The organism is Capnocytophaga sp. H2931, from assembly GCF_002302535.1.
Classification (GTDB): Bacteria; Bacteroidota; Bacteroidia; order Flavobacteriales; family Flavobacteriaceae; genus Capnocytophaga; species Capnocytophaga canis.
The window spans coordinates 469,730-483,105 of the sequence record NZ_CP022381.1; the positions used below are offsets into that span (position 1 = coordinate 469,730).

Here is a 13,376-nt window from a genome sequence, read left to right on the forward strand (position 1 = left end):
CCTCTTTTCTAATTATATTCACTATTGACTGTTTTACGTTTTTTTTATTTAATGGATTGAAATATGTTAAAAATTGTTTTTGCAACCAATAACCTCAATAAACTCAACGAAATTCAAGCTTTGATGCCTGATAGTATACAGGTTTTAAGTTTAAAAGATATCAATTTTGATGATGATATCGAAGAAACCGAAAGCACCATCGAAGGAAATGCAGTATTAAAAGCTCAATATATCAAAAAGCACTATGGATATGACGTTTTTGCAGATGATTCAGGGTTAGAAGTGGTTACATTAGACAATCAACCAGGTGTTTTTTCAGCTCGATACGCTGGAAACCATAGGAGTGACACTGATAATATAGCTCTTTTGTTGAAAAATATGCAAGGACAAACTAACCGAAAAGCAAGGTTTAAAACGGTGATAGCCTTGTGTATAGGAACTGAAGTACACACTTTTATTGGCATTGCCGAAGGAGAAATTACCCAAATAGCAAAGGGGACGAATGGTTTCGGTTATGACCCTATTTTTAAACCAGAAGGCTATGATCAGACTTTTGCAGAGTTATCAGCTTCTGAAAAGAATGGTATTAGTCACCGAGGAAAAGCGGTTAAACAGTTAGTAGAGTTTTTGTCTTTTGGAAATAAAAAAAGTTAGAACATTCGCTTTTTTTGTGTGTTTTTGACAAAAATCGTATGATATTCTCACTTTAATCCTAATGAATTGGTGAAAATTCTTCTAAAATGAATACAATCAAGATATTTAGAGTATTTATAACCATTCTCAATTGTTAAGTGAATTTAAGAGTAATTTTCGGTAGTCTAACAAAAAGACTAAAACAATCAAAGACAAAACATAAAATGTCAATATTCAGAGTATTTTCGAAAAGACAAAAAGATGATTTACCTCTCAATAAAGTGAAATTTGTGGTGTTCGATACTGAAACTACGGGGTTTAATTTGGCAACGGATAGAATTTTATCTATTGGAGCAATCACGATTTTGGATAATCAAATGTACGTGAAAGAAAGTTTCGAAATTTTTCTGCAACAAGAAAAATCAAACCCCGAAAGTATTCCTATTCATGGAATTATCAAGGAGCATAAGTACAACAAAGTTCCAGAAAAAATGGCTGTCACCATTTTTTCAGACTATGCTAAAGATGCCGTTTTAGTAGGACACCATGTAGGATATGACATTAAAATGATTAATACAGCTCTCGAACGACATCAACTACCAACTCTCAAAAATGAGTTTATCGACACAAACTATCTATTTAAAAAGACCAAAGTAATCAATTATCTTCTTAAAAATGATAAAAATTATAGCTTAGATGAAGTTTGTCAAGAGTTGAACATAACCACTCATGATCGACATAACGCAGCTGGTGATGCTTTCCTAACAGCGATTGCTTTCTTAAAGATACTTCATAAACTCGCTGAATCAAAGAAAATTACAACTCTAAGCAGATTATTAAAATTGTAAAATTTTCTTAGTTTGTCGATTTACGCATTGTTTGACATACGAAAAATCATTACATTTGTCACTTGTATGGAACTTAAAAAACGATAGCTTCCTTATTTAATTCAATAAGATTTAAAGCGTTTTAAGCATATGGGGAATGAAAGAGAGGTCTCAATTATCTTCGTATATAAATGTTTTTTCAGGTAAAAAGTGTATGTATATAGCGGGAAAAGAGATTTGAAAATCAGAAATAATAGGTATTCCCATACGTATTTAGGGTTATGCGACGAATAAAAAAAATAGCGGTTATTGGTTCAGGAGTGATGGGTAGTAGCATTGCATGTCATTTCGCGAATATTGGTGTAAAAGTTTTGCTATTGGACATTGTACCAACACAACTCAACCATATAGAACAAAAAAAAGGATTTTCATTGTCCGACAAAGTGGTGAGAAACCGAATAACGAGTGAAAATCTGGAAAAAATTCTAAAATCAAATCCTTCCCCCATATATCATCCACAGTTTGCTAAACGTATAGAAATCGGAAATTTAGCTGATGATTTACCTAAAATAGCTGATGTTGATTGGATTATTGAGGCTGTGACCGAGAATTTGGAAATCAAAAAATCAGTCTTTGAAAAACTGGAGCAATATCGAAAACAGGGAACACTCATTACTTCAAATACTTCAGGATTGCCTGTCCATTTTTTAAGTGAGGGGCGTAGTGAGGATTTTCGTAAACATTTCGCAATTACGCATTTTTTCAATCCACCTCGCTACTTACAGTTGTTAGAAATCATCCCAAGCGCTGATTGTCAGTCGGATGTGGTTGATTTTTTGTTTTTTTATTCTGATAAATTTTTAGGAAAGACGCCTGTTTTAGCTAAAAATACACCTGCGTTCATAGGTAATAGAATCGGTATTTTTGTTATGATGCATACTTTGCATCATATCAAATGGTTAAATTTAAAAATTTCGGAAATTGATGCTTTGACAGGAACTATTATTGGACGTCCGAAATCAGCAACTTTTCGAACAGCTGATGTTGTAGGGTTAGATACCTTGGTACATGTAGCAAAAGGAGTTGAAAAGAACTCCACAGACAATCAAGATAAACACCTATTTCAAATTCCTGATTATGTGTTGAACATGTTAAAAAACAATTGGTTAGGAGCTAAATCAGGACAAGGGTTCTACAAAAAAATAGATAAAGAAATTTTTGAGTTGGATTTACGTGCTATGGAGTATGTTCCTTGTCAGCAAGTTGTATTTCCGTTGTTGAATGAAGTTAAAAAAGAGGAGCTGAAAGACCGTTTTTTACTCCTAATTCAGGGGGATGATAATGTGTCGTTGTTCTATAAACGGACTTTTGCGGCATTGTTTGCCTACATCCAAAATCGTATTCCAGAGATTTCAGATACGCTTTATCAGATTGATGATGCTGTTAGAGCAGGTTTTGGTTGGCAAATAGCACCTTTTGAAATTTGGGATGCTATTGGACTTGCCAAAGGAGTTGAGTTGATACAATCAATGGGTTATGAAACAGCCGATTGGATTCAGGATATGTTGCGTAACAATCAGCTATCATTCTACAAGCCAACTAAGGAGGCAACATATTTTTACGATATAAAAACAAAGAAATATCGAAAAAAAGTAGGACAAGAAGGATTTATCATCCTTGATAATTTTCGTTCGGAAACCCTTTGGAAAAATGATGAAGCGAGTATCATTAATTTGGGTGATGGTATTTTGAATTTAGAATTTCATTCTAAAATGAATACCATTGGTGGAGGAATTTTGGAGGGAATCCATCGAGCGATTGATTTTGCTGAAGAAAAATTCCAAGGAATAGTTATTGGAAATCAAGCAGAGAACTTTTCCGTAGGAGCGAATATTGCGATGATCTATGCAATGGCTACAGCAAAAGAATACGAAAAATTGAACCAAACAATAGCCTATTTCCAAAATACAATGATGCGACTCCGTTATTCGTCAATTCCTACGGTAGCTGCAATCCATGGGATGACCTTAGGGGGAGGTTGTGAGTTGAGTCTACACACCGATAAGGTGGTTGCTGCTGCAGAAACCTACATTGGTTTGGTAGAGTTTGGGGTAGGGTTAATTCCAGGTGGAGGAGGTTCTAAAGAATTGACAGTCAGGGCTTCAGATGGTTTACGAAAAGGAGATGTAATATTGAATCGTTTGCAGGATTATTTTCTGACTATCGCAATGGCAAAAGTTTCAAAATCAGCTTATGAGGCCTTTGATTGGGATATTTTGCAAAAAGGGAAGGATATAGTAGTGGTTAATCGTTTACGACTTATTGCCGAAGCTAAAAAACATGCTTTGTTACTTGCTGAAGCAGGATACACTCGTCCTATTGAACGTGACGATATTAAAGTGTTTGGAAGACAATCATTGGGAGCTTTCCTGGTAGGTACGGATTCGATGCGAGAAGGAAAATATATAACCGATTATGACAAAAGAATAGCCGATAAATTGGCATATGTAATGTCAGGAGGTGATCTTTCCGAACCTACCCTCGTTTCGGAACAATATTTGTTAGATTTGGAACGTGAAGCATTTTTGTCTCTGTGTACTGAACCACAAACATTAGAACGAATAGCAAAAATTTTAAAATAAAAGATATGATTTACGAAATATGTGCAAGTTCCTTTGAATCAGCAAGGAACGCTCAATTAGCAGGAGCAAATCGCATTGAATTGTGTAGTGAATTAGGAGTAGGAGGAGTTACCCCAAGTTATGGACTTATAAAAAAAGTTATGGACGAACTTTCTATTGAAAATTGTGTTTTGATACGTCCAAGAAGTGGAAATTTTACCTATACAGATGAGGAATTTGATGTGATGCTCCGTGATATTACTTTTTGTAGAGAATTGGGTTGTAAAGGTGTGGTTACAGGGGTTTTGAATACCGATAACACCATAGATAAAGAGCGTACACAACAATTGATTGAGGCGGCGGGAGATATTGATTTCATCTATCACCGAGCTTTTGACTGCGTTCCTAATCCAGAAGAAGCCTTAAATCTATTAAAAACTTTAGGTGTAAAACGGATTTTAACTTCAGGAGGAAAAAAATCAGCTGTGGAAGGGTTGGAAGTACTTAAAAAACTTAATCAACAGGCTGAAGGAAAAATTACCATTATGCCAGGAGGAGGAATTAATCCACAAACCATATTAAAGATTAAAGAAGCAGGATTTAACGAAGTACATTTCTCGGGCACTGTTTTTGAGAAATCAGCTAACGAAATGCCTTTTTCTTTCAATACGGCAAGTTTTTTAGATGAATCGGTGCGTCCAATTTCAGGAATCGAACAGATAAAAACTATTATGAACGCCTTGAAGTAAACTTCTGTGTTTATTTTTCTGAAAGTTTTACACAATTACAAGTAAAACCTTATATTTTTTACTTTTAAATGCTTTATTTTTAGTTGTTTATTTGAATTGTGATTTTTCCAAAATTATTTGAGAATGAGAAAAATTTTGATGCTCCTTTGTTCTGTATCCCTGATGGTGGGATGTAAAACTTCTTCTGAAATTGGTAGCAAAAAAGAAAAGAAGTGGCGATTGGTTTGGGAAGATGATTTTGAAAGAGATGATATTTTTTCTACAGGCGTTTGGTCAAAAATTCCGCGTGGTAAATCTGATTGGAATAACACAATGAGTTTGGACGAATCGCTTTTTGAAATCAAAAATGGAAATCTGATACTCATTGGGAAGAAAAACGACATCGCTCCAGATGATTCTTCAAAATTTGTAACAGGAGGTGTTTTTACCAAAAACGGGAAATATTTTGAATACGGAAAGGTAGAAATTCGTTGTAAACTTGAAGCTACACAAGGCTCTTGGCCAGCAATTTGGATGCTTCCAAAGGTAGGAAAATGGCCTTATGGCGGTGAAATTGATATTTTGGAACGATTGAATTTTGATAATTTTGTATATCAAACCATACATACGCAATACACACAAAAGAATAAGGAAAATCCTAAGCATTACACTACTTTTCCCATAAATCCAGACGATTACAATACTTATGCGGTAGAAATTCAGCCTAACGAATTGCGTTTTTACGTCAATGACCAATTTACGTTTTCATATCCCCGTATTGAAGGAAATCCAGAACAATTCCCTTTTGGAAAACCTTTTTATTTATTGATTGATATGCAGTTAGGAGGCTCTTGGGTTGGAGATGTTCCTGATTTTGAAAAACCAATTCGTATGTATGTTGATTGGGTTAGATACTATCAGAAATAGTTCTATAAGAATGAAGATTGAAAATTTTGGGAGTGATTTTTGTACTTCTCACGAAATTGGAGAAGAATTTTATTTGAAAATATGTACGTAATACTCATTTTATTTATAGTTGTTTATCTTTTATTGGCACGTTATGCTAATCAAGCTCTGAAAACGCTGAAAATTTCTCAAAAGGGTAGGTATGTTTTTGGAGCGGTTTCTGTTTTGGTTATTGTAAATGTAGTTTTGCAGTGGCTCTTTCGTACCAAAGCCGTATGGACTATCTTTCAGCAGTACTCAATGGGGGCGTTAATTACTTGGTTTATCATACTTGTTGTGTTGTCTTTTATTTTATTTTTGGAAGATATACAACGGATTGGTGTTGCGATATTTCGGTATAAATCAGCAGGTGATAAATCAATTCCATCAAGAAGGAAATTTGTCAGTTTGTTGGCTTTAGGTATCGCTTCCATTCCATTTGTGTCTGTGATTTATGGTGTTACAAAAGGGAAGTACAACTACAAAGTTTGGAAATACACACTTTATTTTGACGATTTGCCAGAGGCTTTTGATGGATATAGGATAACGCAAATATCTGATATTCATACAGGAAGTCTCGATAGTGAAGATAAAATCCGATATGGAATTGATTTGATTAACCAACAGCAGAGTGATGCCATTATGATTACGGGTGATATTGTAAATAATTTGGCTAGTGAGTTGCTTCCTTGGAAAGATATTTTGAAGCAATTAAAGGCTAAAGATGGTGTCTTTTCTGTTTTAGGAAATCACGATTATGGAGATTATTCTTCTTGGGAAACCCCCGAAGCAAAGGCAAAAAACCTTGAAGATTTAAAACAAATACAACGTGAAATGGGATTCGATTTGATTTTGAATGGCCATCGTTATATTGAAAAAAATGGAGAAAGGATTGCCATTTTGGGAGTTGAAAATTGGGGACACGGACGATTTTCAAAGTATGGTGATTTGGAAAAAGCAATGCAAAATGTTGCAGATGAAGATTTCAAGATTCTTTTAAGCCACGACCCAACGCATTGGGAGTACGAAGTGTTACCTGAAAACAAAAACATTCAATTAACACTCAGCGGACATACGCACGGAATGCAATTAGGTGTTGAAATAGAGGGACTTGTGAAATGGAGCCCTTCAAAATGGACTTATAAATATTGGGCAGGAATGTATGAGGAAGCAGGAAAAAAACTGAATGTTAATCGCGGATTTGGCTATCACGCATTTCCAGGACGTGTAGGAATTTGGCCAGAAATTACCGTAATTGAATTGAGGAAAAAACAATAAATGTTAAACAAAAATAGTTTTTACTTAAGTTATCTTTGTAAAATTAATAATCCTTCACTGAGTTTTGCTTATTATTTTAATACATTATGCGTAAACTTTATATACTTATTTTTATCTTGTCTTTTGTACAGCTTTTCGCTCAGAATAAAAATATATTTCAAGGACGTATTGTGATGAATGATTCCATTCCTGTATCTGATGTTCATGTGCAAAATCTTCATAATGAAAAGTTTACAACGACTGATAAGAAAGGTTATTTTACCATATCTGCATCGGAAAATAATGCTTTGCAATTCACCCATGTAAGTTTACAGACTACACATCGTCTGCTGAAAGCGACGGATTTCGGTACAGTTGTAGTTATCAAAATGCGTACTCTCATTCACGAATTAGAAGGTGTTGAGGTTCAGAAAGCTCCTGATATTACTGCTCAAAGCTTAGGTATTTTGCAACATACTCCGAATCAACGTACTTATAACGAAAAACAACTTTACACCAGTAGAGCAGGAGGATTTGGTTTTATTGCCTTACTTAACAAAATTTCGGGTCGAACCAAGATGTTGCGTAAGGTACTGATGAATGAACAAAATTTAAAAGTAGCAAACTATATCATTGATAATATGAGTGAATTTCTCAAAAAAGAACTTAATTTAGATGAAGAAGAAATACGTTATTTAGCGTATTATTTAATGGAAAATCCAGAATATCATCGAGTAACGCAAAATAAAGAATCGAAGACTTTACAATTTATGTTGATAGATTCATGGCTACAAATACAACAAGAAGCGAACAATGAAAGTGAATAAATTTTTTTTATGGTTGTGTTTTTGTGTTAGCTTACCTTTAATAGCTCAAAATGATCTTGTTATCAAAGGTAAAGTTATTCATAATAACCAACCTTTGCCGGGAGTACATATCCAAAATATCGATAAGAAAAAATTTGTAACTACGGATACTGAAGGATTATTTTTAATTCATGGAGAAGTAGGGAACGTACTTAAATTTACCCATGTGGGTAAAAAAGACTTATATCGAAGTGTTAATAAGGAAGATTTAGAAAACGAGTTACTTATTATAGAACTGAAAGAGCAAGTTGTTGAATTAGAAGGGGTTGAAGTTAAAGAAACAACTGTTACAGCAAAAGATTTTTTAGGATATACGCCCAAAAAACGAACTTTAGAAGAGAAACGTAGCTATGCTAATAACAATTTTTGGGCAGGTTCAGGATTCCCTCCCATTAATATTTTAGCTATATTGAATGCCATTTCAGGGAAAAGAAAATATTACAAACAAGCTTTAAAAAATGAGACAAATTTAGCTGTGGCTAACTACATTATTGATAATATGAATAGGTTTTTGAAAAAAGACCTTGGCTTAGATGACGAAAAAATAAGTGTATTGGCATATTACGTAATGGAAAATACTGATATTCATAATCTTGTAAAATCAAAAAATGACAAACAATTAGAGTTTATGCTGACGGACATTTGGGTTACAGATTTATCTGAAAAGTTAAAAAATAAAGGAAAATAGTCTGTTCCTCTTTTTCGAGTTGAATGTAGCATATGTAAAAAATGTATCAGTTTTTATCCCTACTGTTCGATTTTTACTGTTTGAGATGCTTCGGATCAACTTTGAAGTATAAAAATAGGACTTCCCCCTGCCCCAAACAAGGTACAACCCTCCTATTTTTAGAATTAGGGCAAAATTTTATCTTGTAAACATATTTTTTAATCTTATTTCTTGTTAAATTAACTGAAAATCAGATACTCTCAAGTCTAATATCGTCTATTTAGATTTTTGTTTGCCTTGCCAAATTCAACTTATTTGATTTCCTTACCTCCGACCGTCTGTGTGTACCCACGATTTAAAGTCTGTAATCCTTTAAAAACGAAGATAAATTCTGCAAAAAAACTACTTTTCTTCAAAAATAGTTTGTAAGCCACAAATTTTTGTGTCATCGCAATCGAACTTTTTATACAAAATCCAATTTTTGGCATTTTACCGAGTTTCAAGTTTGTCTGAAAAACACAAATATTCATATGTTATATCACAATAATTATTCGAGATATTTGTACAAAAGTGTCTAAAAAAGAAAAGAAGCTATCCGAAAAGTCGGACAGCCTCTCTCTTTTTTATATCTCCATACCCTCTTAGAACGAATATCGCATTGAGAAGTTCCAAGTTCGACCGAAACCAAAGTGAACTCGGTTTTTTACATCAATTCCTTTATAAACTTGACTATGTTCAGTTGCGTGAACGCTATCGCTTGACTCGGTAATATAAGTTGCATCAAATATATTATCAACATTGAATCTAAAATTCATAACATGACTTTTAAATAATGGTAACCTGTACGAAACTCCAAAATCAACCAAATTATAACTAGGCAAACGGAGAGCTCCTTTTTCTGCCAAACTTCTATCCGTAAAGGCATATATATCAATATTGGAATACAAACGATCCACATATCGCCAATCCAGATTAACTATAATCCTATCAATAGGGGTAACTTCTGCTCCGAGTACGAATGTGGTTTGAGCTGTACCTCCAATTTTTGATTTGTCCAACAATAGAGAAGTTCTATCAGATATTGAATTTGTCAAAATGTAAGGCTGACTGTCTTCAGTTCGAAAAGTTTTTGCATCTGCATTTCCATTATAGAACCAATCACCAACTGATAACATGCCACGTACTTTCAGATATTCATTCACAATATAGGAAGCTTCTAACTCAATTCCTTGATGAACCTCACTCAAATTAGAAATATCCGCAAAATAAGACGTCTGATTTATATCAACATCTCTTAGGTTCACGCGTCGTAGGAATCGATCTGTCCAAGTAGTTCGGTAAAAATTTGCTTTAGCATTAAAAAAATCAGTTTTGTAGCCATATTCTAATTCAATACCCAAAACTTTTTCATTCACATTGTCTGGACTTGCATAGTTCAAATCACCTCGATATACTGCATCAAAAATAGGTTGTCGGCTGTAGAAGCCTATGTTTACAAACACGTTATGACGTTCGTCAATATTTTTGTTGATTCCTGCCTTTCCATTGAATCCCAACATTCTTTCGTAATCGGTAGTTCGTGGCATCTCGATAGTTGTTCCAGGAACATGTGTACCTTCCTTCATAAAGTTATCTACGCGTTGATAACCTTTTTCAGAAATGGAACCTTGGACGAACATACAAATATCATCCTCTTCATACTCAAATTGCCCGAAAACTCCTAACCAGTATACCCTACCTATGTTGTTATATATTATCGAGTTTTCTATCGGATCTATACTCTTAAAAACATTGTAAATACTTGAATTATTTACGACTGTAGAGACGTTATTCTCACCTATATTTTTGTTTGAATTATCGCGGATACTCTTCGCTCCTAAGAAATTCTCAACAATTCCATAGTGATATCCCTGATAGTATCTACCATCAAACCCTACATCCAAGGTAACTGTATCCCAAATTTTTTGTTTATAATTGGTTAAAATTCCAAACCAATCGTGTGAATTTACCCTCGCGTAACGAAGCAAAACATCATCAGGGGACGTCGCCTCTTGATTATTGCGAACAATTCTATCAAAGTCGTACAATCCTGTTTCCAGACTTCGGAATGAATTTATTTTCAAACCTCTACTTGCTCCATAGTCGTTAGTTCCATAACCACGACCAAAAGAAGCATAAGCAGTAGTGTTGACCTCAGCTCTATCTGTTGCTTTCCAATCCCAATTTAAGCTGAACACAGGCTTGTGGAAAACATTTTTCCGGATACTAAATTCCTTACCATCCAAATATCCCCAATCTGCATTGTATCTTCGATTTGGTTTTCCATTTGTACTATATTTCAAGGCATCTGCAATGGAAACTAATGACGAACTCTGATCATGTTGTAAAGGCGATCCTGTAAGCATTAATTGGAATTCGTGTTTTTCTACTGGGTTATACCCCAATGCTAAAAAATAATTGTATCCCTTAAATTGTGTACCATCTACATATTTAGAGCCTCCTACATTTCCAAAAAGGAAAGAAGATGAAAATCCTTTTTCGTTTTTTCCTGTATTGTACGTCACCGAAGTTTTGTACTCACCTCCATTTGCCACATAGGCATTGACCATTCCTCCCTGCTTCATGAAAGCAGAACGCATCACAATGTTAACGGTTCCTCCCACTGAAGGTATGGCTAATTTGGATGCACCAAGACCTCGTTGTACTTGCATAGCCGTGGTTACGTCGGACAATCCTGTCCAGTTACTCCAATACACACGCCCACTCTCCATGTCATTGACTGGCATTCCATTAATCATCACTGCGATGTTTTCGTTAGAGAAACCTCGAATATTAACACTTGAATCTCCATAACCTCCCCCTCTTACTGTATACGTTGATGGAACTCGCCGAAGAAGCTCCGGAAAATCACGGTTTCCTAAACGGCGTTTGATTTCAATTCTATCAATAGTAGTCGCTGCAGTTGGAGTTTTCCTTTCTTCAGCAATATCAAACATATTATAGTGTGCAGAAACCATAACCCCAGCTAAGGTCTGTCCTTTCTCGTCCCATTGTAGTGCTACCTTTACCTTTCCTCTTTTATTAGTCAAAATTCGATACGAAGATCTTCTGGAAATATACCCCATATAAGAGATCACCAATTCTCCTGACTTTGAAGAAACTGGTAAAATAAACTCTCCTTTGATATCTGTCGCTGTACCTACAAGTTTACCTCGCACAATCACGTTAGCTCCCACCAACGGCTTCTTAGTCTTAGCATCGACTACTTCCCCTCTCACTTCGTATTGCCCATAAGCAACAACTCCCAATAGTAAACATACTATTGTCAACGTCCATTTCTTTATCATATTTATACTCTCTAAAAATTCAAATTTGCCATCCGAACACTACAAAGATAGCTTTTTAATCGAAATATGCAAATGACTTTTGTCCATCAATAGAAAAAAAACAAAGCCTTTGTATTTTATAACAAAATGTTTTTCTGAACGTTTTTGTTAATAAAGGACACCTTTATCTTTTAAATAACAATTTCTAATATCATTTATTTGTTAAACAAAAAGAAAACATGTGATTCTTTCAATCTGTTTTATTTTTATTTTTTTCACTTCATTTCGTTATTTTTTTTCAACAATGAACTGTTAATAACTGAAAAGATAACATTTTGAGCTACTTTTATTACTTTTTACTCCACTTATACCAACACACTTTTTTATTTTATGGAGTATGTACCTCTTCAATAAAATCAACTCGAAACTAAACGGAATTGCAACACAGTTTATAAAAGATTTCTTTTGCAAACTAAATTATAATTGCAAAAACTATTTTTTCTTTCTGTTCAAAACACGATACTCTTCATAGCAATTGCTAATTGCATCCAAAATTTGTAGGTCATTAGCAGACATAATAAACTCATTAGAGTAATTACACGAACGTATAATATTCTCTAATTCAGCTCTATCAACTTGTAGTAATTCGAGTAAAGTTTCTCGATCGTAACGTTGCGAAAGTGCATCACTCAACTTGTTATCATCCTTCAATTTCTGTAACTTCCTGACTTCTTGACCTTTAGAACTAAACAACCTATACAGCATATCAGCAGGATTCATCACAGAACTCAATATACGACCAACCATACTTGCATTGGCTCTACTCTCATATCCAATCTCCAATCCTGAAATACTATACCTTTTATTCTCATTAACAGGCGCATTCTTAGCATCAATATCTAAATAACCTGTTAATTTATAAGGAGTTATAACCACTTCTTCCAAAGCGTACGCCAACTCAGTCATCCCTATTTTAGTATTAGGAAAGCGAATCATATCATTGGTTACCAAAACTTTAATAGATTTATACCCTAAAAAAGATAAATACAAGGTATCGTTAACAGCTGCCTTTATAGAAAAATACCCCTGTTCGTTGGTTGTTGTTCCTTTAACACTATTCAAATTCAACACATGTACGTTAGCTATCCCTTTGTTATCTTGAACGCTATACACAGTTCCTTTTACTTCGGTGGATTGAGCTGATAACATCCCTGTAAACAAGGTTATCATTACAAATAAAACTTTTTTCATACGTTTTTTTAATTCAACAAATATATCCTTTTTGGTCATACTAATTATCTGACGGATAAAGATAGTAAACTAAAATAAATTACTATTCAAAAATATTGTTTTTTGTATTTATTTAACATTTATTGCATATCCCATCGTTTTATTCAATTTGTTATATAGGATTAATAAACATTAACCAAATGTACTTGTTTTTAGACAAGATATATAAGTAAATCAAAAGGTTGATTCGCTATTCAAAAAAAACAAACTTCGACT

The 13,376-nt window shown here is 34.1% G+C and carries 11 protein-coding genes; 8 read left to right on the forward strand and 3 right to left on the reverse strand.

The window, feature by feature from the left end; all coding sequences use genetic code 11:
* The first annotated feature begins 63 nt into the window (after positions 1-63).
* The 8 genes from CGC52_RS01965 (at position 64) to CGC52_RS02000 (ending at position 8,565) form a co-directional block, all read left to right on the forward strand.
* The gene (locus CGC52_RS01965) at positions 64-654 is read left to right on the forward strand and encodes a non-canonical purine NTP diphosphatase (protein WP_095893292.1); all 591 of its coding nucleotides are present in this window, start codon (positions 64-66) and stop codon (positions 652-654) included.
* Positions 655-857: 203 nt separating this feature from the next.
* Positions 858-1,481: a PolC-type DNA polymerase III gene (locus CGC52_RS01970; protein ID WP_095894422.1), complete on the forward strand. Its 624-nt coding sequence runs from the start codon at positions 858-860 to the stop codon at positions 1,479-1,481.
* Positions 1,482-1,741: 260 nt separating this feature from the next.
* Positions 1,742-4,102, forward strand: coding sequence for a 3-hydroxyacyl-CoA dehydrogenase/enoyl-CoA hydratase family protein (locus CGC52_RS01975; RefSeq protein WP_095893293.1), 2,361 nt, complete (start codon positions 1,742-1,744; stop codon positions 4,100-4,102).
* A gap of 5 nt (positions 4,103-4,107) precedes the next feature.
* A complete protein-coding gene (locus CGC52_RS01980) occupies positions 4,108-4,830 on the forward strand; it encodes a copper homeostasis protein CutC (protein ID WP_095893294.1) in 723 nt (240 codons plus the stop codon).
* A 123-nt stretch (positions 4,831-4,953) separates the two neighbouring features.
* Positions 4,954-5,736: a glycoside hydrolase family 16 protein gene (locus CGC52_RS01985; RefSeq protein ID WP_095893295.1), complete on the forward strand. Its 783-nt coding sequence runs from the start codon at positions 4,954-4,956 to the stop codon at positions 5,734-5,736.
* An 81-nt stretch (positions 5,737-5,817) separates the two neighbouring features.
* A complete protein-coding gene (locus tag CGC52_RS01990) occupies positions 5,818-7,032 on the forward strand; it encodes a metallophosphoesterase (protein WP_095893296.1) in 1,215 nt (404 codons plus the stop codon).
* Between the two features lie 86 nt (positions 7,033-7,118).
* Positions 7,119-7,838 (forward strand): hypothetical protein, encoded by a 720-nt coding sequence (locus CGC52_RS01995; protein WP_095893297.1) that lies wholly within the window; start codon positions 7,119-7,121, stop codon positions 7,836-7,838.
* Positions 7,825-8,565, forward strand: a complete 741-nt coding sequence (locus CGC52_RS02000; protein WP_095893298.1) for a carboxypeptidase-like regulatory domain-containing protein — start codon at positions 7,825-7,827, stop codon at positions 8,563-8,565. Before CGC52_RS01995 ends, CGC52_RS02000 begins: the two co-directional genes overlap by 14 nt.
* Before the next feature lie 290 nt (positions 8,566-8,855).
* On the opposite strand, the gene CGC52_RS11195 is transcribed toward CGC52_RS02000, so the two are convergent.
* The 3 genes from CGC52_RS11195 to CGC52_RS02015 form a co-directional block, all read right to left on the reverse strand.
* The gene (locus CGC52_RS11195; RefSeq protein ID WP_157909092.1) at positions 8,856-8,993 is read right to left on the reverse strand and encodes a hypothetical protein; all 138 of its coding nucleotides are present in this window, start codon (positions 8,991-8,993) and stop codon (positions 8,856-8,858) included.
* Between the two features lie 192 nt (positions 8,994-9,185).
* Complete coding sequence (locus tag CGC52_RS02010) at positions 9,186-11,891, reverse strand: TonB-dependent receptor (RefSeq protein WP_095893300.1); 2,706 nt, start codon at positions 11,889-11,891, stop codon at positions 9,186-9,188.
* 471 nt (positions 11,892-12,362) lie between these two features.
* Positions 12,363-13,121, reverse strand: coding sequence for a carboxypeptidase-like regulatory domain-containing protein (locus tag CGC52_RS02015; protein WP_095894423.1), 759 nt, complete (start codon positions 13,119-13,121; stop codon positions 12,363-12,365).
* Positions 13,122-13,376: the final 255 nt, after the last annotated feature.